Genomic DNA, 23256 nt, shown 5'->3' with positions numbered 1-23256 from the left:
TCGTGGCAGCTATTAAAACTGGAATTCCAACCCGCCGCTTTGACGCGGTAATCGTCGGCGCCGGCGGCTCCGGCATGCGCGCCTCGCTGCAACTGGCCGAGGCCGGCCTGAACGTCGCCGTGCTGTCCAAAGTCTTCCCGACCCGCTCGCACACCGTGGCGGCGCAGGGCGGCATCGGCGCCTCGCTGGGCAACATGGCCGAGGACAACTGGTTCTGGCACATGTTCGACACCGTCAAGGGCGGCGACTACCTGGGCGACCAGGACGCGATCGAATTCATGTGCCGCGAAGCACCGAAGGTCGTCTACGAGCTGGAACACTTCGGCATGCCGTTCGACCGCAATCCCGACGGCACCATCTACCAGCGTCCGTTCGGCGGCCACACCGCCAACTTCGGTGAAAAAGCCGTGCAGCGCGCCTGCGCCGCGGCCGACCGCACCGGCCACGCGCTGCTGCACACCCTGTACCAGCGCAATGTCCGCGCCCGCACCCACTTCTTCGTCGAATGGATGGCGCTCGACATCATCCGCGACGCCGAAGGCGACGTCGTCGGCGTGGTGGCCCTGGAAATGGAAACCGGCGAAACGATGATCCTGGAAGCGAAGACCACCATCTTCGCCACCGGCGGCGCCGGCCGCATCTTCGCCGCGTCGACCAACGCCTTCATCAACACCGGCGACGGCATGGGCATGGCCGCGCGCGCCGGCCTGCCGCTGCAGGACATGGAGTTCTGGCAGTTCCACCCGACCGGCGTGGCCGGCGCTGGTGTCCTCATCACCGAGGGCGTGCGCGGCGAGGGCGGTATCCTGATCAACTCCGAAGGCGAACGTTTCATGGAGCGCTACGCGCCGACCTTGAAAGATCTGGCGCCGCGCGACTTCGTCTCGCGCTCGATGGACCAGGAGATCAAGGAAGGCCGCGGCTGCGGTCCGAACAAGGACCACGTGATGCTGGACCTGCGCCACATCGGCGCCGAGACCATCGCCAAGCGCCTGCCGTCGATCCTGGAAATCGGCCACAAGTTCGCCAACGTCGACGCCACCAAGGAACCGATTCCTGTCGTGCCGACGATTCACTACCAGATGGGCGGTATTCCAACCAACATCCACGGCCAGGTCGTCACGCCCAACGGCGACGGCACGCAGAAGATCGTCAACGGCCTGTACGCGATCGGCGAATGCGCCTGCGTCTCGGTGCACGGCGCCAACCGCCTGGGCACCAACTCGCTGCTCGACCTGGTGGTGTTCGGCCGCGCGGCCGGCAACCACGTGGTCGCGTCGAACCTGAAGCAGAAGGAAAACAAGCCGCTGCCGAAGGACGCCTCCGACTACGCGATGGACCGCCTGAACAAACTGGAAACGTCGACCGGTTCGGAACGTGTGCAGAACGTCGCCAACGACATCCGCGCCACGATGCAGAAGTACTGCGGCGTGTTCCGTACCGAAGAGATGATGACCCAGGGCGCCAAGGAAATCATGGTGCTCGACGAGCGCCGCAAGCACGTCTCGTTCAAGGACAAATCCAAGGTGTTCAACACCGCGCGCGTCGAAGCGCTGGAGCTGGACAACCTGATCGAAACGGCCAAGGCGACGATCACGTCGGCCGTGGCCCGCAAGGAATCGCGCGGCGCCCACGCCCACAACGATTTCCCGCAGCGCGACGACGACAACTGGATGAAGCACACCCTGTGGTACTCGGAAGGCAACCGCCTGGATTACAAGGCGGTCGTGACCAAGCCATTGACGGTTGATACCTTCAAACCGAAACCACGTACTTTCTAAGGCTAGAACATGGCACGCACTCTCAAACTGAAAATTTACCGTTACGATCCGGACCAGGACGCCAAGCCGTACATGCAGGACGTGACGGTCGAGCTGAAGGACACCGACAAGATGCTGCTCGACGCGCTGCAGCGCATCAAGTCCGACGTCGACGATTCGCTGGCCCTGCGCCGCTCGTGCCGCGAAGGCGTGTGCGGTTCGGACGCGATGAACATCAACGGCAAGAACGGCCTGGCCTGCACCACCAACCTGAACGAGTTGACCGAGCCTATCGTGCTGCGTCCGCTGCCAGGCCTGCCGGTGATCCGCGACCTGATCGTCGACATGACCCAGTTCTTCAAGCAGTACGATTCGATCAAGCCTTACCTGATCAACGACTCGATCCGTCCCGAAAAGGAACGCCTGCAGTCGCCGACCGAGCGCGAAGAGCTCGACGGCCTGTACGAGTGCATCCTGTGCGCGTGCTGCTCGACGTCGTGCCCGTCGTTCTGGTGGAATCCGGACAAGTTCGTCGGCCCGGCCGGCCTGCTGCAAGCCTACCGCTTCATCGCCGACTCGCGCGACGAGGCGACCGGCGCGCGTCTGGACAACCTGGAAGACCCGTACCGTCTGTTCCGTTGCCACTCGATCATGAACTGCGTCGACGTTTGCCCTAAGGGTTTGAACCCGAACAAGGCGATCGGCAAGATCAAAGAGCTGATGGTACGCCGCGCGATCTAAGTCATCGCATTGGCGGGCGGCGGCAGCGTCGCCCGTTTCGTTTTAGTAGTAGCGCTCCAGCACGATTGGCGCGCGCAGTGTAAAGTAGTGACCCATGACTGAACCGAACCAATCTGCGCATCAGTCGGACCCAGCCAATAGAGCGCGCCTGCGCTGGCGCTCACGCCGGGGTCTGCTGGAAAACGACATCATCCTCACCCGTTTTCTCGATGCGCATGAAACCGAATTGACCGACGAGGAAGTGGACGCGTTCACGCGGCTCCTCGATTTGTCGGACAATGCCCTGATGGATCTGGTACTGGCCCGTAAAGAGCCGGAAGGCGAGGTCGATCTGCCGCACGTGCATGCATTGCTGCAACGACTAAGACTGGCCTGAGACTACGAAGGCAACCAGAATTTTCGCGTTTTATTTACCTTCATCTCCCTAAAAAGGAAGAGTCCATGAATATCTCTGACAACAAAGCCACCCTGTCGTTCTCCGATGGCAGCCCATCGGTGGACTTCCCGATCTACAAGGGCACCGTGGGCCCCGACGTGATCGACATCCGCAAGCTGTACGCCGGCACCGGCAAGTTCACCTACGATCCAGGCTTCATGTCGACCGCCGCCTGCAACTCGACGATCACCTACATCGACGGCGACAAGGGCGAGCTGCTGTACCGCGGCTACCCGATCGAACAGCTGGCCGTGAACGCCGACTTCATGGAATCTTGCTACCTGCTGCTGAACGGCGAACTGCCGAACAGCGTGCAGAAGGACGAGTTCGTTGAAACCGTGACCAAGCACACCATGGTCCACGAGCAAATGCAATTCTTCTTCCGCGGCTTCCGCCGCGACGCCCACCCGATGTCGGTGCTGGTCGGCACCGTCGGCGCGCTGGCGTCGTTCTACCACGACTCGCTCGACATCAACGACGCCAAGCAGCGTGAAATCTCGGCCATCCGCCTGATCGCCAAAATGCCGACCCTGGTCGCCATGGCGTACAAGTACTCGATGGGCCAGCCGTTCATGTATCCGCGCAACGACCTGTCGTACAGCGCCAACTTCATGCGCATGATGTTCGGCAACCCGTGCGAAGAATACAAAGTCAACGACGTGCTGGTGCGCGCCCTCGACCGTATCCTGATCCTGCACGCGGACCACGAGCAGAACGCATCGACCTCGACCGTCCGTCTGGCCGGTTCGTCGGGCGCCAACCCGTTCGCGTGTATCGCCGCCGGTATCGCCTGCCTGTGGGGCCCTGCCCACGGCGGCGCCAACGAAGCCGCGCTGACCATGCTCAAGGAAATCGGCACCGTCGAGAACATTCCTAAGTTCATCGAGCAGGTCAAGGACAAGAACTCCGGCGTCAAGCTGATGGGCTTCGGTCACCGCGTGTACAAGAACTTCGACCCGCGCGCCAAGCTGATGCGCGAGACCTGCTACGAGGTGCTGGAAGAGCTGGGCCTGCAGGACGACCCGCTGTTCAAGCTGGCGATGGAACTGGAAAAGATCGCGCTGAACGACGAATACTTCGTCTCGCGCAAGCTGTACCCGAACGTCGACTTCTACTCGGGCATCGTGCAATCGGCGCTGGGCATTCCGGTGTCGCTGTTCACCGGTATCTTCGCCATGGCCCGCACCATCGGCTGGATCGCCCAGTGGAACGAAATGATCGCCGATCCGGAACAGAAAATCGGCCGTCCACGCCAGCTGTTCGTCGGTTCGACCACCCGCGACGTCAAGCCGCTGGATCAGCGTTAATCTTCGGGTTTCGCAGCAAACAAAAAAACGGGCTTCGGCCCGTTTTTTTTCGTCCGTGTCACGGCGTGAAGATGGTTTCGATCGTCTTGTCGAACAGCCGGGCGATCGCGAAGGCCAGCGGCAGGCTCGGGTCGTAGCGGCCGGTTTCGATGGCGTTGACGGTCTGGCGCGACACCGCGAGCTGGTCGGCCAGGTAGGCTTGGCTCCAGCCGCGCTCGGCCCGCAGTTCGCGGATCGTATTGTTCATCGCCACGTCTTCCAGCAGCGTAACAGCCCGATGATCAGCCACGAACAGCCCATGACGCCCCACACGTAGAACATGCTCAGGCGCGGATAGCCGGCGTTTTCCATGAAGCCGTAGGTGAAAGTCACGGCGGCGGTCAATGCCGCCGCCAGCGCGAACGTCTCCAGCATGACGATGCGCTGGTATTCGTCCATCCGCCCGACCTGGCGCGCGATCGCCCAGATCATCAGCGCAAAACCGATCATCGGACACGTCAGAACGGCGGTCTTGAGCGGCCCCGTCTCCATCGCCTGGCCATAGATGATCGAAAGGACGAGCAGGGCGATGTAGATGGCTATGCCGCCGAACAGCTCGCGCAGATAGGCGGCCCCGGCCTTGCGTTCGGCTGCGGAAAACTTTGGTTCGGCTTGAGTGCGCATCGCTTCCTCCGTGTGTAAAGTATGCTTTACATCTTAGGGCGAGAGAAATTCGATGTCAAGCAAACTTTACATGGTGGTTGGCGCGGCTGTTAGGCGGGCTCTTTGAGCAGTTGGCGGATGACGTCGACGCTGCCGTGGTCGAGTCGGAGGAATTGGACGCCGGTCTTGTAGCCCAACTCGGCGTCCGGGTCGCTGTAGACCACCTGGCCCATCGCCAGCACCTTGTGGGCGCCATCGCTCAATTGCACCTGGAACGACACCGCGCAGTATTGCGCCAGCCGGATCTGGCTGGACGTTTGAAGGCTGACGCCGCCCTGCGACAGGTCCAGCGTGTGGGCCGGAAGGCTGGTTTCGTCGGTCATCGTCAGCGTGGCAGCATGACGGACTTGGTGGCGGCGCGTGACTCGTGCTTTCTGACTCATGGCGCGGACCTCGAATAGTGTAATGTCAACAAGACTATCAGAATTGCGTCCTGGACAGCAAGTTCTTCTCGGCAACTGTGCGCCTTGGGGCTATATCTGTGCGGAATTCCCCGGAGTGGTTCTTATTTCAGTTTGCGCCGGTCCGGTCGCACCACCAGCAGCCACCAGCACAGCACACCCAACGTCAGTTGTGGCAGGTTGAACAGGAATTTGCCAAGGGTGGCGTCGCGCCGCTGCGGCCATGCCGCGTCGGCGGTCTCGACAATTATATTGGTGTGATACAGGCACAGTCCCAGCAGGATCAGCGCGGCCACGCCCCACAGCACCGGCAGGCTGGTGACGCGATGGCGCAGCACGGCCGCGACCGGATAGGCCAGCACGCAGGCGAACACATACGCGAACAGATTGGGCATCAAGTTGGCCAGGTTGGCGTGCGGCAGCACAACGGGCACGGCGCAGATCGCCACGGCGAGCATGACGGCGATGACGGGGTGCGGGTGTTCGGGCCAGGAGTTGAAGCGGCTGATCATTGTGGCGGGCGCGGAAGGAAAAGGGCTCCATTGTAGGGGAAAGGAGCGCGCGGTGCGCCATCGGGCAACTTCGCGGGAACCTGTTGAAATGTCGGCGTTAAAGCGAAACAAGCCTTGCGGTTCTCGCCGCAAGGCCTGTTTTTAGGCGTCGTGGTTTCGCACGGCGCGTTGCAGGAGGTTAAGCAGGTTGGCTTCGGCATCGTGGGCCTCGTACTCGGCCGCCAACGCGTGCGCCTTCTTGCGATAGCTTGGATCGCGCAACGCCGTGCCTATCGCCTCGCGCAACTGTTCGACGGAAGGCGCCTCGGTGCGCAGGTCGATCCCGACTCCGCACCAGGCGATGCGCGCGTTGACATCCTGTTTATCCTCCGTGGTGCCGGCCGCGACCACTGGCACGCCGTTGCTCAGCGCCTGCGTGACCGCGCCATAACCGCCGTTGGTGACCAGCAAGTCGATGTGCGGCATCAGCGCGCCGAACGGGAGGAATTCGGCAGCCAGCGCGTTGTCCGGCAGCGGCCCCGGAATTTCCGTCACGGGCTTGCGGCCGGTGGCGACCAGGACGATCAAATCGTCGCGGTCGGCCAGCGCCGCCAGCGTTGGACCGATCAGTTGCCCCAGGTCGTGATTGGCGACCGTGCCCTGGGTGACCAGCACCAGTTTCCGGCCGTCGGCGACGGCGGCCGCCAGCTCGGGCGTGAGGGGATCGCCGGCGGGGATCGGCAAGGCGCCGATGAAATGCAGGTTGGGTGGCAGCACCATGCAAGGAAATTCGAAGCCGGGCACCGAGGGCTGCAGGAAGAGGTCGGGCAAGCTTGTCATCGCCTCGATATAGGGCATCGGCAGCGGGGACGCGCCCAGGCTTTCCAGGATGGCGTCGACATGCAGGCGCGCCGGATTCAGTACCAGCGTGTCGACCTCGTCGGCGATGCTTCGGTAGGTAGCCACCGTGTCGGCGTCGGTGGCGGGCGGCAAGCCGAGCCCGATGGGCGCGCCGTCCTCGCGGCGGGTCAGCAGGCAGTTGACGCCCAGTCCGACAATGGCCGGGCGGCGCGGGCGCGCGCCCAGCAGGAAGGGCAGGCAGCCGCCATACATGATGTCGGACACGATCAGCTCGGCCGGGAATTCCTGCAGCAGCGTCTCGAGGCCGGAGAACTGCGCCGCGATCGTATTGATAAAAAGGTGCTTCAAATCGAAGGCGAGCATCGGCAAGCCCGGCGCCAGGTTTTTGCGGTCGGCGAAGCGGGTATCGATATCGGACAGGTCCATGTCCGCCCCAAAGGGCAGCGGTGCGAAGCGGGCGCCGGTGGCCTCCACCTTGGCGCGGAAAACGCTGCCGGTAGTGACCAGCACGTCATGCCCGTGATAGACCATGATGCGGGCGACCGCGAGGATGGGGTTCAGGTGGCCCGAGGCCGGCGTCGCGGCCAGGATAATGCGCATGTGTATTCCTTTAAAAGTGCGCGGCGCTTCCCCGCATGCCCGGAGGCGATGGGTGTGTTGCGGCCTTGCGGGCGCGTCGCAAAAAACGAGTGGAACGCTTGCTAAATTTTGGCTAAAAATGAGCAGCGAGTCGGGTTGACCGATAGTTACGGTTATCCATAGCCAGCTTTATTGGCAGGCACGCCAAGCGCGCTTCAGATAAGGTCGGCTGTATGTATGTACGCGAGCGCGTGGGATTTGGACGCGGGGAGGCCGATGAATGGAGCGAGGCGGCGGGGGGATTTCTATTTTTCCTGATCCAGCAATGCCTGGATTTCCGCGCGTTCTTTCTTGCTGACGTGGCCACCGCGCAGGGCGGCCAGCACCAGCGCCTTGCCGGAACCGGAGAAGGCTTTCTGGATCAGGTCCTTCAGCAGGTTGGTCTGAATCGAGTCCTGCTCCTGCGCGGGCGCGTAGATGTGGGCGCGCTGGCTTTCGTCGCGCGTCAGCAGGCCTTTGGTGTGCATCACTTGCAGCAGACGCAGCACGGTGGCGTAGTTCATGTCCGGCCGCGTTTCGAGCGCGGCGGCGTGCACCTGCTTGGCGGTGGCCGGGCCAAGCGCGAACAGCAGGCGCAACATCTCCAGCTCGGAGGCGGTCGGTTTGGGTGGGGCTACGGTGGTCATGGATGTAGAATAAAATATCTAGAACGTCTTGTCTAGTCCTGTTTGAGCGTGCGGAGCCGCGCTTCGATCTCGGCGAACAGCGGGCGCGCCGCGCGGTCGGCATGCAGGCAGGCGTCGCGCAACTGGCGAAGCAGTGCCAATGCGGGCCCTGCCGCCGCCGGGGCGTCGCAGCGCTCGGCCAGCTCGTCCAGCAGGAAGCCGAAGGCGCGCACTTCGAGCCGTTGCAGCGGCGCGGCTTCGGACGACGCGGGATCGTAGAACGATGCTGCGCCGAAGTCGCCCAGCAAGGTTCGGCCCCGTCCGCAATGCATGATGTTGTGTCCGTACAGGTCGCCGTGCATGATGCCGCGCTGGTGCAGGCGGGCGGCGGCGGAGGCGATGCCGTGGGCGATTTCCAGCGTGGACGCGAGGTCGAAGCGCTTGTCCGCGTCGTAGACGTCACGCGTGCAGCTCTCCAGGCTTGGCGGACCGGCCAGGTTGATGAATTCTGGATCGATCAGCGACATCACGAGACCATGCGCGCCATCAGGATGGCGCTCCAGGTGGCCCAGCACCGGGATCAGGTTCGGATGCGCGCCGGCGCCGATGCAGGCGGCCATTTCGCACAGCGGCGAGCCGTCGCTGGTCATGGCGCCTTTGAACAGCTTGACGGCGACGTCTTCCGTCGCGCCGTCGTGCCGGTAGCCGGCGCGGTGGATCACTCCCGATGCGCCTTCGCCCAGCTTTTGTTTTAACGCCAGCTGTTCCCAGCCGATGGCGGCGGACGGTGTGCCTGTCATCGCCGATTCACGCTCCGCGCAGAACGGATTGCCGGCGTAGGCCAGCCAGGTCAGCCGGGGCAGGGCGGGCAGCCATGCGGGAAACTCGGTCAACTGGTTGGCGGCGATGCGCAGCAGTTCGAGCCGGTGCAGTTGCGCCATGGTGGCGGGCAGCGCGCGAAGGCGGTTACCGGCCAGCATCAGCTTTTGCAGCGCCGGACGTTGTCCCAGCTCGGCGGGTAGTTCCTCGATCAGATTGTCCGTCAGCACCAGCCAGCGCAATTGCGCCGGTAGCGACGCCGGCGGGACCGTACTTATCCGATTGGCCTTGAAGCCGACCATCGTCAGGGCGGGGCAGGCGCCCAGCACCGCCGGCAGTTCGGTGAACTGGTTGTCGGAACAGAAGATGATGCGCAGCTTGTGCAGGCGCGGCAGATCGTCGGGCAGCGACGACAGCGCATTGCCGGACAGGTCGAGGATTTCCAGCGACTCGGCCAGATCGAAGATTTCGCGCGGGAATTCGGTGAGGCCGCCGCGCATTTGCAGGCGCCGGACGCCGGTGAGGGCGCCAGCGCGCAACTGCTCTAGGGTATGCATGTCAGGTGGCGGTGAAGGTCAATGTTGAAGTTTATCACCTCCCCGCCGCTCGTCGAGGGCGCTAGCCCCGGCTTACCACTTCATTTCACCCTTGGCCACTTTGGCTCCGGTGTCGAGCCCGCCAGTCAGGCCGGCGTCCGGGTACAGTTCCTTCATGCGGGCGATCAGCGCGGCCGAGTTGGCGGCCTTGGCGGTTTCGGCTTCAAAACGGACCAGATAGTCGCGGGTGAAGGCGACGCTGTCCGGCGTCAGCGGTGCGCCAACTTTGAAGTGGCCCGGCACGACAGTCGCCGGCTTCAGCGAGGCGATGTGGTCCAGCGTGGCCAGCCAGTTCTTGCGCGACTCGGCGCTTTGCGTATCGGCGGTCCACACGTGCAGGCCGTTGAAGACCACCACGCCGCCGGCGATCGCCTTGATCGACGGAATCCAGACATAGCTGCGGTCCGGCGTCGCGCCGTTCAGGCCTTCGATCTTCAGTGTTTCGCCTTCGAGCTTGATGGTGTCGCCTTGCAGCGGCTGCGGCACGATGATGCTCTTGGGCGCGTTGTCTTTCAGAATAGGCGACCAGTAGGCGACTTTGGCGTCTTTCTTCTTTTCAATGCCGGCGATGGTTTGCGGCGTGGCGACGATCTTGGCGTCCGGGAAGGCGGCGTGGATCACGTCGAGGCCGAAGTAGAAATCCGGATCGCTATGGCTGACGTAGACGGTGGTCAGGCGCTTGCCGCTGGCGCGGATCTTTTCGACCAGCTTGAGCGCTTCGCCGCGCGAGAACTGGGCGTCGATCAGCACCGCGTCCTTGGCGCCGGTCACCAGCACCGACGCGACCGGGAAAATGGCGGCTTCGCCAGGATTGAAAACGTCGAGTTTCAGCGGCGCGGCGCCGGCGCCGCCAACGGTTGCGGCCAGGGCTGCGGACATCAATGTGTGTTTGATCATGATCGGCTTTCGTAATAGGTGGGAGTGAGTCCATCATAAATTTCTTTGTTCGGCGGAAAAACAGGTTAATCTGGGCTTGTTAATTGCATGGATCGAGCTAATGGACCGTATCACCGCCGCAAAAGTCTTCGTCGCCATCACCGAGCGCGGCAGCATGATCGCCGCCGCCGACGCGCTCGACATGTCGCGCGCGATGGTCACGCGCTATCTGGCCGAGATGGAGGAGTGGGCCGGCGCCCGGCTGCTGCACCGGAGCACGCGCCGGCTAAGTCTGACCGATGCGGGCGACGTCACGCTGGGCCGCTGCCGCAAGCTGCTGGAGTTGGCCGGCGCGATGGAAGTGGCGGCCGCCGAGGACGATATGCCGAAAGGGCTGTTGCGGATTACCTGCTCGCCATCGCTGGCGCATGCCGAACTGGCGAGGGCGGTGACCGCCTTCCTCAAGCGCTTCCCCCGCACTTCGGTCGATCTGCAGGGCAGCAACCGGGCGGTGAACCTGGTCGAGCAGCGCATCGATTTGGCGTTGCGCATCACGAATGCGTTGGAGCCGAACCTGATCGCGCGGCAGTTGGGATATTGCGATTCGGTGGTGTGCGCGGCGCCGTCGTATGTGGCGGAACGCGGCGCGCCGCAGCGGGTCGAGGATCTGGCGGTCCACAATTGTCTGGCTTACACGTATTTCGGACAAAGCCTCTGGCAGTTCACGCGCAAGGACGGCGAGGAGGTGACGGTGCCGGTTAGCGGCAATTTGTCGGCCAATGACGACCATATACTGCTAAAAGCGGTAGTGGAGGGGGCGGGCATTGCCTTGCAGCCGTTGTACAGCGCCGGGCCGCTGATCGCGCAGGGGCGGCTGGTGGCGTTGCTTCCAGACTACAAAACGCAGCGGATGGGGATTTACGGGATATATACGTCGCGTCAGCACATGTCACCGGCGCTGCGGGCGATGCTGGATTTCTTGCTGGAGTGGTTCTCTCGGACTAGCCTCGGATCCACGTAGGGCGGATTAGCGAAGCGTAATCGGCCAATGCGTGCTTCGCTAGCGGCTTATGGATGGCCGATTACGGCGTTCCGCCTAATCCGCCCTACGTGTATCCGTGGTTCCCGGGGTTCGTTGGTACTGGCGACGTTCGCAGTTGGGAATATGTAAATATTGCTTGCGGCGCAGCCCGCCGTGCGACTTAGGTGAAAATTAATAGTGGCGGTCTCGGTACATAAATGGTTGTTGCGCTACAATACCGGTGCTATCCTGAATGACCGTTTTTTGAACCACTGAAGAACTTTAGCCCTTCCCCACAACTTGATGTGCAATCCGCTAACCGGTCAGGCCGTGTCGCGGAAGGTTAGACTAACCCGCTAATTCCTCGCGAAGCGCGAAGAAAGGTGAGCAGCAAATGCAACAATATACGTCCAACTCCTACCTGTTTGGTGGGAACGCTCCGTACGTCGAAGAACTGTACGAGGCGTATCTCAACAATCCAGGTTCCGTGCCAGATAACTGGCGCTCGTACTTCGATGCCATGCAGCATGTGCCGGCCGTCGATGGCACCAACAAGCCAGACGTCGCTCACGCCTCCGTCATCGCCTCCTTCGCGGAACGCGCTAAATCCGGTCCTATCCGTACCGTCGTGGCCTCGGCCGACGCCGAAATGGGCCGCAAGCGTGTTGCAGCTACGCAACTGATCGCCGCCTACCGCTACTTGGGTTCCCGCTGGGCCAATCTGGACCCGCTGCAACGCCAGGAACGTCCGGCCATCAACGAGCTGGAGCCTAGCTTCTACGGCTTCACCGATGCGGACATGGATACCGTCTTCAACATCAGCAACACCTATTTCGGCCCTGAGACCGCGACCCTGCGCGACCTGCTGAACTACCTGCGCGATACCTACACCCGTTCGATCGGCGCAGAGTACATGTACATCTCCGATCCGACCGAAAAGCGCTGGCTGCAAGAGCGCCTGGAGTCGATCCGTTCGACCCCGAATTTCACGGCGGAAAAGAAAAAGCACATCCTGGAGCGTCTGACCGCGGCCGAAGGCCTGGAACGCTACCTGCACACCAAGTACGTCGGCCAGAAGCGTTTCTCGCTCGAAGGCGGCGAGACCTTCATCGCGTCGATCGATGAGATCATCCAGCGCGCCGGCGAAAAAGGCGTGCAAGAGATCGTGATCGGCATGGCCCACCGCGGCCGCCTGAACGTGCTGGTCAACACCCTCGGCAAGGCGCCTAAAGAGCTGTTCGAAGAATTCGAAGGCAAGCACGGCGACGACCTGCCGGCCGGCGACGTCAAATACCACCAAGGTTTCTCGTCCGACATCTCGACCCAGGGCGGTCCGGTCCACCTGTCGCTGGCGTTCAACCCGTCGCACCTGGAGATCGTCAACCCGGTCGTCGAAGGTTCGGTCAAGGCCCGCATGGATCGCCGCGGCGACCACCTGGGCAAGCAAGTGCTGCCGATTCTGGTGCACGGCGACGCCGCCTTCGCAGGCCAGGGCGTGGTCATGGAAACGCTGAATCTGGCGCAGACCCGTGGCTACGGCACGGGCGGCACGGTGCACATCGTCATCAACAACCAGATCGGTTTCACCACCTCCGACCCGCGCGACGCCCGTTCGACCATCTACTGCTCGGACGTCGTCAAGATGATCGAGGCGCCGGTGCTGCACGTGAACGCCGACGATCCTGAAGCCGTGGTGTTGGCTTCGCAGATCGCGATGGACTACCGCCTCGAGTTCCAAAAAGACATCGTTGTCGACATCATTTGCTACCGCAAACTGGGCCACAACGAGCAAGACACGCCAGCGCTGACCCAGCCGCTGATGTACAAGAAGATCGGCCAGCACCCAGGCACCCGCAAGCTGTACGCGGACAAGCTGGTCGCCCAGACCGTGATTCCAGCCGACGGCGGCGAACAAATGCAAGCCGCCTACCGCGACGCGATGGACGCCGGCAAGCACACCGTCGATCCGGTGATCTCGAACTTCAAGAACAAGTACGCCGTCGATTGGCTGCCGTTCCTGAACCGCAAGTGGACCGACTCGGCCGACACCGCCGTGCCGATGACCGAACTGAAACGCCTGGCCACCCGCATCACCACGGTGCCGGACGGCTTCAAAGTGCACTCGCTGGTCGAGAAAGTACTGGGCGACCGCGCCACCATGGGTCGCGGCGAACTGAACCTGGACTGGGGCATGGGCGAACACCTGGCCTACGCGTCGCTGGTCGCTTCGGGCTACGCAGTGCGCCTGACCGGTCAGGATGCCGGCCGCGGCACCTTCGTGCACCGCCACGCCGTGCTGCACGACCAGAACCGCGAGCGTTGGGACGCGGGCACCTACGTGCCGCTGCAGAACATCGCCGAAGGCCAGGCGCCGTTCACCGTGATCGACTCCGTGCTGTCCGAAGAGGCGGTGCTGGGCTTCGAATACGGTTACTCGACCGCCGAGCCGAACACCCTGACGATCTGGGAAGCCCAGTTCGGCGACTTCGTCAACGGCGCGCAAGTGGTCATCGACCAGTTCATCAGCTCCGGCGAAGTGAAGTGGGGCCGCGCTTCGGGCCTGGTCATGATGCTGCCGCACGGTTACGAAGGCCAGGGTCCCGAGCACTCGTCCGCGCGTCCTGAACGTTTCCTGCAGCTGTGCGCGGACAACAACATGCAAGTCGTGCAGCCGACCACCGCCGCGCAGATCTTCCACGTGCTGCGTCGCCAGATGGTGCGCCAGTTCCGCAAGCCGCTGGTCATCCTGACTCCGAAATCGCTGCTGCGTAACAAGGAAGCGGGCTCGTCGCTGAACGAACTGGCCAAGGGCGCCTTCCAGACCGTCATCGGCGAAGTCGACGAGAAAATCGACGCCAAGAAGGTCAAACGCGTCGTCGCCTGCTCGGGCAAGGTCTACTACGACCTGGTCAACGCACGCAAAACGCGCGGCCAGACCGACACCGCCATCATCCGTGTCGAACAGCTGTATCCGTTCCCGCACAAGTCGTTCGCCGCCGAACTGAAGAAGTTCCCGAACCTGACCGAAGTGGTGTGGGCGCAGGACGAGCCGCAGAATCAGGGCCCATGGTTCCAGATTCAGCACAACATCTTCGAGAGCATGGACGCCGGCCAGCGCCTGGCATACGCCGGTCGTCCGGCGTCGGCATCGCCGGCCGTCGGTTACTACGACAAGCACTATGCCCAGCAAAAAGACCTGCTGGAAACGGCGTTCTCGAAGCTCAAAGGTTTCATCCTGACGAAATAAGCGTTAAGGGGCCGCGCGCTGGGTGCGGCCTCTCCTTACCTCACATAACTTACGGAGCGCCTCCTTGCTCGTTGTGAAAACAACCTTGGGCGGCGCCGCAATAACAAATATACGGAGTTTTACAATGGCACAAATCGAAGTCAAAGTTCCTCAATTGTCGGAATCGGTCGCTGAAGCAACCATGCTGACGTGGCATAAAAAAGTGGGCGACACCGTTGCCCGCGACGAAAACCTGATCGATATCGAAACCGACAAAGTCGTTTTGGAACTGCCCGCGCCCGCAGCCGGCGTGCTGGTCAAGATCATCAAGGGCGACGGTAGCACCGTCGTCGCCGACGAACTGATCGCCGTGATCGACACCGACGCCGCCGCGGCCGCCGCCGCTCCTGTCGCCGCCGCAGCACCAGCTCCAGCCGCCGCACCTGCGCCAGCCGCCGCTCCAGCAGCCGCGACCGGTGGCAGCAAGGGCGATGTCGCCATGCCTGCAGCCGCCAAGATCCTGTCCGAAAAAGGCCTGAGCGCTGGCGATGTCGCCGGTTCGGGCAAAGACGGCCGCGTGACCAAGGGCGACGCCCTGGCCGCTTCCGCACCAGCCGCCACCCCGGCCGTCGCGCCACTGGCCGCGCCAGCCGCCAAGCCAGCGCTGCAGCAAATCGCTTCGCCGACCGTCGCCAGCCTGGGCGAGCGTCCGGAAGAGCGCGTGCCGATGAGCCGTCTGCGCGCCCGTATCGCCGAGCGTCTGCTGCAATCGCAATCGACCAACGCCATCCTGACCACGTTCAATGAAGTAAACATGGCACCAGTGATGGAACTGCGCAACAAGTACAAGGACAAGTTCGAGAAAGAGCACGGCGTCAAGCTGGGCTTCATGTCGTTCTTCGTCAAGGCCGCCGTCGCCGCCCTGAAAAAGTACCCGATCATCAACGCCTCGGTTGACGGCAACGACATCATCTACCACGGCTACTTCGATATCGGTATCGCCGTCGGTTCGCCACGCGGCCTGGTGGTGCCTATCCTGCGCAACGCCGACCAGATGTCGATCGCCGACATCGAGAAGAAAATCGGTGAATTCGGCGCCAAGGCCAAAGAAGGCAAGCTGACCCTGGACGACCTGACCGGCGGCACGTTCTCGATCTCGAACGGCGGCACCTTCGGCTCCATGCTGTCGACCCCGATCATCAACCCGCCACAATCGGCCATCCTGGGCGTGCACGCGACCAAGGACCGCGCTGTTGTCGAAAACGGCCAGATCGTGATCCGTCCGATGAACTACCTGGCGATGTCCTACGACCACCGCATCATCGACGGCCGCGAAGCCGTCCTGGGCCTGGTCGCCATGAAAGAAGCGCTGGAAGATCCGGCACGTCTGCTGCTGGACCTGTAAGGCACCGCCTTCGATACGCCAGTCGTACCCCGGGACCGTTCGGTTCCGGGGAACTCAGAGGACACTCAATGAGCGTTGCTGAAGAAATCAAGCGTTTGCACGAACTGCACCAGGCCGGCGCCCTGTCGGACGCCGAATTCGCCGCCGCCAAGGCGCGCCTGCTGGACAGCGAGCCCTACAAGCCGGGCGACAACATCGGCGAAGACATCACCCGCCTGCGCCGCTCGCGCACCGACCGCTGGCTGGGCGGCGTCTGCGGCGGTCTCGGCCGCGTCTCCGGCATCGAGCCGTGGATCTGGCGCCTGCTGTTCGTGATGTTCGTGCTGACCTTTGGTTTCGGCCTGGCGATCTACATTCTGTTATGGATTTTCGTTCCAGACGAAGAACTGATTGGAAAATAAAAAATGAGTAAACAATTTGACGTAGTAGTCATCGGCGCCGGTCCCGGCGGTTATATCGCCGCCATCCGCGCCGCACAGCTGGGTTTCTCCGTTGCTTGCGTCGACGCATGGGAAAATGAAAAAGGCGGTCCCGCACCGGGCGGCACCTGCACCAACGTCGGTTGCATCCCGTCCAAAGCGCTGCTGCAATCGTCGGAGCACTTCGAGCACGCCGGCCACGCGTTCAAGGACCACGGCATCGATGTCGCCGGCCTGTCGCTGAACCTGCCGCAAATGCTCAAGCGCAAAGACCAGGTCGTCAAGCAGAACAACGACGGCATCCTGTTCCTGTTCAAGAAAAACAAGGTCACCTTCTTCCACGGCCGTGCTTCGTTCGCCGGCGCCGCCACCGCTGAAGGCTACCCGCTGACGATCTCGGCCCCGGCCAACGAGACCATCAACGCCAAGCAAGTCATCATCGCCACCGGTTCCAACGCGCGCGAACTGCCGGGCGCGCCGTTCGACGAGCAACTGATCCTGTCGAACACCGGCGCGCTGGCGATCCAGGGCGTTCCAGCCAAGCTGGGCGTGATCGGCGCCGGCGTGATCGGCCTGGAAATGGGCTCCGTATGGCGCCGCCTGGGTTCGGAAGTGACCGTGCTCGAAGGCCTGCCGGTGTTCCTGGGCGCGGTCGACGAGCAGATCGCCAAGGAAGCCGGCAAGCTGTTCGCCAAGCAAGGCCTGTCGATCAACCTCGGTTGCAAGATCGGCGCGATCACCAAGGGCGACAACAATGTCACCGTGGTGTACGAGAACGCCAAGGGCGAATCCATCACCTCCGTGTTCGACAAGCTGATCGTCTCGATCGGCCGCACCCCGAACACCAATGGCCTGGCCGCCGACAAAGTCGGCCTGTCGCTGGACGAGCGTGGCTTCGTGGCCGTCGACGACGACTGCAAAACCAATCTGCCGGGCGTGTGGGCGATCGGTGACGTGGTGCGCGGCCCGATGCTGGCGCACAAGGCGGAAGAAGAGGGCGTTGCCGTTGCCGAGCGCATGGCCGGCCAGCACGGCCACACCAACTTCAACACCATTCCTTGGGTTATCTACACCTCGCCGGAAATCGCGTGGGTCGGTCAGACCGAGCAGCAGTTGAAGGCCTCGGGCGTCGCCTACAAGGCCGGCACCTTCCCGTTCCTGGCGAACGGGCGCGCACGCGCGCTGGGCGACACCTCGGGCATGGTCAAGTTCCTGGCCGATGCGACCACCGACGAAATCCTCGGCGTGCACATCATCGGACCGATGGCGTCGGAGCTGATCTCGGAAGCGGTCGTGGCGATGGAGTTCAAGGCCTCGGCCGAAGACATCGCACGCATCTGCCACGCGCACCCGTCGCTGTCGGAAGCGACCAAGGAAGCCGCGCTGGCAATTGACAAGCGCACCCTGAACTTCTAAGCCGTACCTACAGGCGGACTGCGGGCGGACTGCGGTCCGCCCGTTTTTGTTTGCGCCGCCCATACAGAATCGAACACATGAACGTCGAAGAGTTTTATCAGCAAGCGCTGGAACAGCGCAATTTCAAGGCCGACGCGGCACAGCGCCGCGCCGTCGACCGTCTGCAGCAATGCTACGACGAATGGGTCGCGTACAAGGGCCAGCGCTCGAGCACGTTCAAGCGCCTGATCAACCGTCCCGAGGTGCCGAAGGGCGTCTACATGTGGGGAGGGGTGGGGCGCGGCAAGTCGTTCCTGATGGATAGCTTCTATTCGGTGGTGCCGCTGGTGCGCAAGACCCGCCTGCACTTCCACGAGTTCATGCGCGGCGTGCATCGCCAGTTGGACGAGCTGACCGGCGTCGCCAATCCGCTCGACGAGGTAGCCAAGCGCATCGCCAAGAAATACCGTTTGATCTGCTTCGACGAATTCCACATCTCCGACGTGGCCGACGCGATGATCATGTACAACCTGCTGAAGGCGCTGTTCGACAACGGCGTGTCCTTCATCATGACGTCGAACTACGATCCGAAACTGCTGTACCCGGACGGCCTGCACCGCGACCGCATCCTGCCGACCATCGAATTGCTGTACGAGAAGCTCGATGTGATGAACATCGACGCCGGCATCGACTATCGCGGCCGCGCGCTGGAGCAGGTCGATTCCTACTACACGCCGATCAACGCCGAGACCGACCGGAAGTTGCGCGACGCTTACACCAGCATCGCCGAGACGGCCGACGAGGACCCGGTGGTGCGCATCGAGGCGCGCGAGATCCGCGCCCTGCGCCGCGCCGGCTCCATCATCTGGTTCGATTTCCACACCTTGTGCGGCGGGCCGCGCTCGCAGAACGACTACCTGGAAATCGCCAGCCGCTTCCATACCGTGATATTGTCCGGGATTCCGATGATGTCGGCGTCGATGTCGTCGGAGGCGCGCCGCTTCACGTGGCTGATCGATGTTTTCTACGACCAGGGCGTGAAGTTGCTGATGTCGGCCGAGGTCGAGCCGGAGGAGTTGTACACCACCGGCACCTTGGCCAACGAATTTCACCGCACGGTGTCGCGCATCGTCGAGATGCAGTCGCGCGAGTACATGGATAAAGAACAGCGGGCCGCAGCCGGTTCGCTGGCCTGAGGTAACGGGAAAAAATATGAGAGCAAGTTTGAAACCGCTGGGCGACATGATCGCCATCGCCGTGCTGGCCGCCGTGGCGGCCGTGGCCTCGGCGCAGGAGGCGACGTCGGTGGCGCCGCCATCGCATTCGGTGGAGGAGGCCGACGCCACCCTGGCCAAAGTGGCCAGGGAACGCGACGCCGTCAACGCCGAGTACGCGGCCCGCGAGGCGGTGTGCAACGAAAAATTCTTCGTCAATAACTGCCTGGACAAGGCCAAGGAACAGCGCCGCGCCGCGCTGGCCAACCTGCGCGTGCTGGAGGTCGAAGCAGAGCATTTCAAGCGCGCCGATTCGGTGGCGCGCCGCGATGCCGACCTGGCCGAGCGCGTGCGCAAGGACGAGGAAGAGCTGGCCCGGCGCGAGGCCTTGCCGCCCAAGCCGGTCAAGGACGTGGAGAACATGCCCGCGCCCACGCCGCCCAAGGGCAGGCGCGTGGCCGAGCGCGAGGCCGACCATGCCGCCAAAATGAAACGCGAGGCGGCCGCGACGGCGGCCGACGCCGACAAGCGCGCCGCCAACGTGGCCCGCTTCGAGCAGAAGAAGATCGACGCCGAGCGGCGTCAGGCCGAAGTCGCCAAGCGGGTGGCGGAGACCGAGCGCAAGGTGGCCGCCAAGGTCGCGGCCGAGAAGAAGAAGGCCGCGGCGGCGGCAGCGGCAGCCGCCGCCGCCGCGAAGAAGTAGTAAGGGGAGCGCCGCCCCGGCTTACCGGTGTTTCAACGGTTGGCGGGCGGGGCGGGCGCCACCAACTTGATGATCGCCATTGTGCAATTGTCGCCCTTGCCCTGCGCGCGCTCGGCGGCCTTGCCGATCAACCGTTCCGCCGCCTGGCGCGGCGTGTTGCGGGCCACCGCCGCCGCCAGTTCCTGGTCGGTGAACCACTGCCACAATCCGTCCGAACACAGCAAAAAAGAATCGCCCGGCTGCAAACCTTCATGCGTGCCCAGCGTCACGAACGGCGCCTTGAAACTGTTCCCCAGCATGTTGCTGAGCAGCTTGGAGTTGCGATGCTTCTTCGCCGCCGCGGGCGGCACCTTGTCGTTCTGCACCAGATGCTCGATGTACGCGTCGTCGTTGCTGCGCGCGACGCTGGTTTCGCCGCTAAAACGGTACACGCGCGTTTCGCCCACATGCGCCCAGACCGCTTGACCGGCCGGGGTGAGCACCAGCATGGCGAGCGCGCTGTGCGGTTCGGCGCTGGCGGCGATCGGGTTCATCTTGATGACTTGATGGGCTTCCAGCACTATCGCGGCGAGCAACTCCTTCAGTCGGGGAAGGCTGGGCACGTCGCCGACGCGGAACTCATCGAACATATGCCTGCCCGTCAGCAGCGCCTGGTCCGAGCCGATGGCGCTGTGGTTGCCGTCGGCCAGCACCGCCAGCACGTAGCCGGGCGCGTTCGGCGACGTGAACAGGGCCACGCGATCGTTTTGCTGCGGCCGGTTGCCGATATGCTGGGCTGTGCCGGCTTCTATTTTATAGGCGCTCATATGGTTGACACTGTATCCTGAACGGCGGGTGAGCGGCGATATTGATCATTGTGTTGGCGGCGGGGCCGCCGTAGATTAAACTATGCACCGTGTCGCAGTTTGTTTGCAATGCGTGTGTTGTTTCGGCGAAACTTTTTGTGTGGGTAGAGACCTAGAAATATGACTGATGTACAAGATATCCAGCGTCGTCTGATCGAACTCGACGTCGAACACCGCGATCTGGACGCGGTGATCGATATGCTCACCCTGGACGGACACCACGATCAGCTGCAACTGCGTCGCCTGAAAAAGCGCAAGCTGCAGCTGAAAGACCACATCACCTTGCTGAAAATGCAATTAGTGCCGGACGTGCCGGCTTAACGTCCCGGCTTCAGCTTCCGCCTCAACTAAGTATATTTTGACCGAACACCTCCCAACGCCCGCCGACGCCACTCCCGCCGTCGTCGGCGCGACCCCAGACCTGCCCCCCGGCAAATACGATTCCGAGGTCGAGCGCCTGTTCGGCGCCGGCGGACCGTTGGGTCCGGCTGTTGGCGACTTCAAGCCGCGCCGCTCGCAGACGGAAATGGCCAAGGCGGTCGCGGCCGCGATTGCCAGCCAGACCACCTTGATCGCCGAGGCGGGCACGGGCACGGGCAAGACCTTCGCCTACCTGGTGCCGGCGCTGCTGTGGGGCGGCAAGACGATCGTCTCGACCGGCACCAAGAACTTGCAGGACCAGCTGTTCCTGCGCGATATCCCGACCGTGCGCGCCGCGTTGCAGGCGCCGGTGTCGGTCGCGCTGCTCAAGGGCCGCTCGAATTACGTCTGCCATTATCACCTGGAACGCACCTTGCAGAACGGCCGCATGACCTCGCGCGACGACGTCGGCCACCTGCGCGAGATTTCGCGTTTCCTGAAAATGACCAGCTCCGGCGACAAGGCCGAGCTCGCGCGCGTGCCGGAAAACGCGCTGATCTGGAACCTGGTGACGTCCACGCGCGACAATTGCATGGGCGCCGAGTGCCAGTATTACCAGGACTGTTTCGTCATGAAGGCGCGCAAGGAAGCGCAGCAGGCCGACGTGGTCGTGGTCAACCACCACCTGTTCTTCGCCGACGTCGCGCTCAAGGATTCCGGCATCGCCGAGCTGCTGCCGTCGGCCAATACCATCATTTTCGATGAGGCGCACCAGCTGCCCGACACCGCCACCTTGTTCTTCGGCGATACCTTTTCGACTTCGCAGATCCTGGAATTGTGCCGCGACGTGCTGGCCGAGGGCTTGTCGAACGCGCGCGACGGCGCCGATTGGGGCAAGGTCGTCACGGTGGTGGAGAAGGCCGCGCGCGACCTCCGGTTGACATTCCCACAAGATATCGTGCGCCTGTCGCTGCCGCAGATCGCGCCATCGAGCGACTTTTTCCCGGCCTTGCAGACGCTGAAGGACGAGTTGGACGGCATGCTGGCCGTGCTCGAGACGCAAGCGGCCCGCGCCGAAACCCTGGAACAGTGCCGCCAGCGCGGCATCGAACTGGCGCAAAAATTGGCTTCTTGGAAATTCGATCCGAAGGCGCGCGTCGAAAAAGGCGAGGAGGCGGTGTTCTGGGTCGAGGCCTACGCGTCCTCCCTGCAGCTGCATAAAACGCCTTTGTCGATCGCGCCGATCTTCAACGGCCAGCGCGAAGGCGTGCCGCGCAGCTGGATTTTCACGTCGGCGACCTTGGCGGTGAAGAATGATTTCAGCCATTTTTCCGAGCAAATGGGGCTGACGGACGAGCCATCGAAGACTTGGCCGAGTCCGTTTAATTACGAAGAGCAAGGCCTTTTATATGTGCCGCAAGGTTTGCCCGACCCGAATTCCATCGGTTATACCGATGCGGTGCTGGATCTGGCGCTGCCGGTGATCGAGGCGGCGGGCGGGAAAACTTTCCTTTTGTGCACGACTTTGCGCGCCGTGAAGCGCGCCGCCGAGCGCCTGCGCGACGAATTCGAGAAGCGCGGCCTACCGTATCCGCTGTTCATCCAGGGTGACAAGGGCCGCACCGAGTTGTTGGACCAGTTCCGCAAGGCGGGAAATGGCGTGCTCATCGGCAGCCAGAGTTTCTGGGAAGGCGTCGACGTGCGCGGCGACGCGCTGTCCTTGGTGATTATCGACAAGCTGCCGTTCGCGCCGCCGGACGATCCTGTGCTGGCGGCGCGCATCGAGGTCATGGAAAAGCAGGGCAAGAACGGCTTCATGCACCATACCTTGCCGGAAGCGATCATCAATTTGAAGCAGGGCGCCGGCCGCCTGATCCGTGACGAAGGCGATCGCGGCGTGCTGATGTTGTGCGACCCGCGCGTCATTTCCAAGCCCTACGGCAAGCGGATTTGGCAGAGTCTGCCGTCCTTCAAACGCACCCGCGAACAGGCGGACGCGGTGGCGTTCTTCCAGAACAAACGTCCGGATCAGTAACTTTTAGTATGTCATTTCCCGCGCGAGGCGGTTCCGCCACGCGCGCCGGGCCGCTCCCGCATGCCTGGCAAGACTCGTCCTGAGCTTGCCTATTGCAATAACCCCACCCGGCACTTCCTTTTTATCACCCAGCCTATGTCGCTCGAGTTTAGACCGTGGGCGAGCATTTTTCGTGGAAATCGTGCCAAAAATTAGCGTGTTTTAGCCAAAATTTGGCTTTATGGCTAATTGTCCGGGCAAGATGGCGGGTGTTTGCTTGCCTAAAACTATCTCCGGGGGCGCACAGCTATCGGAGCGGACGCGACTAAGTTTCATATCGCACTCGTTTGCGTTGGCGCAAAGTGACCGATGAGCGGGTTGTTAGAGTTGGTAAGCGCTGCTCCCCTAAGGAGCAGGATC

The 23256-nt window shown here is 62.8% G+C and carries 22 protein-coding genes; 13 read left to right on the top strand and 9 right to left on the bottom strand.

Annotation, left to right across the window (positions count from 1 at the left end):
- The first annotated feature begins 2 nt into the window (after window positions 1-2).
- The 4 genes from sdhA to gltA all read left to right on the top strand — a co-directional run bounded on the left by sdhA (window position 3) and on the right by gltA (window position 4244).
- Window positions 3-1781, top strand: a complete 1779-nt coding sequence (gene sdhA / locus MRBLMU1_RS20100) for a succinate dehydrogenase flavoprotein subunit (protein ID WP_090314621.1) — start codon at window positions 3-5, stop codon at window positions 1779-1781.
- Window positions 1782-1790: 9 nt separating this feature from the next.
- The gene (locus MRBLMU1_RS20095; RefSeq protein WP_090314620.1) at window positions 1791-2501 is read left to right on the top strand and encodes a succinate dehydrogenase iron-sulfur subunit; all 711 of its coding nucleotides are present in this window, start codon (window positions 1791-1793) and stop codon (window positions 2499-2501) included.
- 94 nt (window positions 2502-2595) lie between these two features.
- Entirely contained in the window at window positions 2596-2877 is a 282-nt protein-coding gene (locus MRBLMU1_RS20090; protein WP_090314619.1) for a succinate dehydrogenase assembly factor 2, read from the top strand.
- A 65-nt stretch (window positions 2878-2942) separates the two neighbouring features.
- Window positions 2943-4244, top strand: a complete 1302-nt coding sequence (gltA, locus tag MRBLMU1_RS20085; protein ID WP_363504706.1) for a citrate synthase — start codon at window positions 2943-2945, stop codon at window positions 4242-4244.
- Between the two features lie 58 nt (window positions 4245-4302).
- On the opposite strand, the gene MRBLMU1_RS20080 is transcribed toward gltA, so the two are convergent.
- The 8 genes from MRBLMU1_RS20080 to MRBLMU1_RS20045 all read right to left on the bottom strand — a co-directional run bounded on the left by MRBLMU1_RS20080 (window position 4303) and on the right by MRBLMU1_RS20045 (window position 10255).
- A complete protein-coding gene (locus tag MRBLMU1_RS20080; protein ID WP_363504703.1) occupies window positions 4303-4491 on the bottom strand; it encodes a helix-turn-helix transcriptional regulator in 189 nt (62 codons plus the stop codon).
- Entirely contained in the window at window positions 4488-4907 is a 420-nt protein-coding gene (locus tag MRBLMU1_RS20075; RefSeq protein WP_363504701.1) for a hypothetical protein, read from the bottom strand. The genes MRBLMU1_RS20080 and MRBLMU1_RS20075 overlap by 4 nt, the downstream gene beginning before the upstream one ends.
- An 89-nt stretch (window positions 4908-4996) precedes the next feature.
- The gene (locus MRBLMU1_RS20070) at window positions 4997-5329 is read right to left on the bottom strand and encodes a PilZ domain-containing protein (RefSeq protein ID WP_363504698.1); all 333 of its coding nucleotides are present in this window, start codon (window positions 5327-5329) and stop codon (window positions 4997-4999) included.
- A 122-nt stretch (window positions 5330-5451) separates the two neighbouring features.
- Entirely contained in the window at window positions 5452-5859 is a 408-nt protein-coding gene (locus tag MRBLMU1_RS20065) for a hypothetical protein (RefSeq protein WP_315217650.1), read from the bottom strand.
- A gap of 141 nt (window positions 5860-6000) precedes the next feature.
- The gene (locus tag MRBLMU1_RS20060) at window positions 6001-7299 is read right to left on the bottom strand and encodes a nucleotide disphospho-sugar-binding domain-containing protein (RefSeq protein ID WP_363504695.1); all 1299 of its coding nucleotides are present in this window, start codon (window positions 7297-7299) and stop codon (window positions 6001-6003) included.
- A 284-nt stretch (window positions 7300-7583) separates the two neighbouring features.
- Window positions 7584-7964 carry a BlaI/MecI/CopY family transcriptional regulator gene (locus MRBLMU1_RS20055; protein WP_315217644.1) on the bottom strand — a complete coding sequence of 127 codons (381 nt, stop codon included), beginning with the start codon at window positions 7962-7964 and terminating at the stop codon, window positions 7584-7586.
- A 32-nt stretch (window positions 7965-7996) separates the two neighbouring features.
- Window positions 7997-9319: a leucine-rich repeat-containing protein kinase family protein gene (locus tag MRBLMU1_RS20050; protein ID WP_363504692.1), complete on the bottom strand. Its 1323-nt coding sequence runs from the start codon at window positions 9317-9319 to the stop codon at window positions 7997-7999.
- A 72-nt stretch (window positions 9320-9391) separates the two neighbouring features.
- Window positions 9392-10255: an MBL fold metallo-hydrolase gene (locus MRBLMU1_RS20045; RefSeq protein ID WP_363504689.1), complete on the bottom strand. Its 864-nt coding sequence runs from the start codon at window positions 10253-10255 to the stop codon at window positions 9392-9394.
- 100 nt (window positions 10256-10355) lie between these two features.
- Here MRBLMU1_RS20045 and MRBLMU1_RS20040 point away from each other — a divergent pair, with 100 nt between their 5' ends.
- The 7 genes from MRBLMU1_RS20040 (at window position 10356) to MRBLMU1_RS20010 (ending at window position 19617) form a co-directional block, all read left to right on the top strand.
- A complete protein-coding gene (locus MRBLMU1_RS20040; RefSeq protein WP_363504686.1) occupies window positions 10356-11255 on the top strand; it encodes a LysR family transcriptional regulator in 900 nt (299 codons plus the stop codon).
- 394 nt (window positions 11256-11649) lie between these two features.
- Window positions 11650-14502 (top strand): 2-oxoglutarate dehydrogenase E1 component, encoded by a 2853-nt coding sequence (locus tag MRBLMU1_RS20035; protein ID WP_315217630.1) that lies wholly within the window; start codon window positions 11650-11652, stop codon window positions 14500-14502.
- A gap of 124 nt (window positions 14503-14626) precedes the next feature.
- Complete coding sequence (gene odhB / locus MRBLMU1_RS20030) at window positions 14627-15886, top strand: 2-oxoglutarate dehydrogenase complex dihydrolipoyllysine-residue succinyltransferase (RefSeq protein ID WP_363504681.1); 1260 nt, start codon at window positions 14627-14629, stop codon at window positions 15884-15886.
- Window positions 15887-15954: 68 nt separating this feature from the next.
- On the top strand, window positions 15955-16287 hold the full coding sequence (locus MRBLMU1_RS20025) for a PspC domain-containing protein (protein ID WP_363504678.1): 333 nt from the start codon (window positions 15955-15957) through the stop codon (window positions 16285-16287).
- Between the two features lie 3 nt (window positions 16288-16290).
- Complete coding sequence (lpdA, locus tag MRBLMU1_RS20020; protein WP_363504675.1) at window positions 16291-17721, top strand: dihydrolipoyl dehydrogenase; 1431 nt, start codon at window positions 16291-16293, stop codon at window positions 17719-17721.
- Between the two features lie 77 nt (window positions 17722-17798).
- Window positions 17799-18896: a cell division protein ZapE gene (zapE, locus tag MRBLMU1_RS20015; protein WP_363504672.1), complete on the top strand. Its 1098-nt coding sequence runs from the start codon at window positions 17799-17801 to the stop codon at window positions 18894-18896.
- 16 nt (window positions 18897-18912) lie between these two features.
- Window positions 18913-19617: a hypothetical protein gene (locus MRBLMU1_RS20010; protein WP_363504669.1), complete on the top strand. Its 705-nt coding sequence runs from the start codon at window positions 18913-18915 to the stop codon at window positions 19615-19617.
- A gap of 32 nt (window positions 19618-19649) precedes the next feature.
- Here MRBLMU1_RS20010 and MRBLMU1_RS20005 read toward each other — a convergent pair whose 3' ends face one another.
- Window positions 19650-20423 (bottom strand): PP2C family protein-serine/threonine phosphatase, encoded by a 774-nt coding sequence (locus MRBLMU1_RS20005; RefSeq protein WP_363504666.1) that lies wholly within the window; start codon window positions 20421-20423, stop codon window positions 19650-19652.
- A gap of 159 nt (window positions 20424-20582) precedes the next feature.
- Here MRBLMU1_RS20005 and MRBLMU1_RS20000 point away from each other — a divergent pair, with 159 nt between their 5' ends.
- Window positions 20583-20783 (top strand): YdcH family protein, encoded by a 201-nt coding sequence (locus tag MRBLMU1_RS20000; protein ID WP_008450659.1) that lies wholly within the window; start codon window positions 20583-20585, stop codon window positions 20781-20783.
- A gap of 37 nt (window positions 20784-20820) precedes the next feature.
- Window positions 20821-22857, top strand: coding sequence for an ATP-dependent DNA helicase (locus MRBLMU1_RS19995; RefSeq protein WP_363504662.1), 2037 nt, complete (start codon window positions 20821-20823; stop codon window positions 22855-22857).
- The last annotated feature ends 399 nt before the right edge of the window (window positions 22858-23256 follow it).

This window comes from Burkholderia sp. LMU1-1-1.1, assembly GCF_040675865.1.
Classification (GTDB): Bacteria; Pseudomonadota; Gammaproteobacteria; order Burkholderiales; family Burkholderiaceae_D; genus Rugamonas.
Note: the sequence above shows the minus strand (reverse complement) of the source record. Positions and strands in the feature narration are given on the sequence as shown.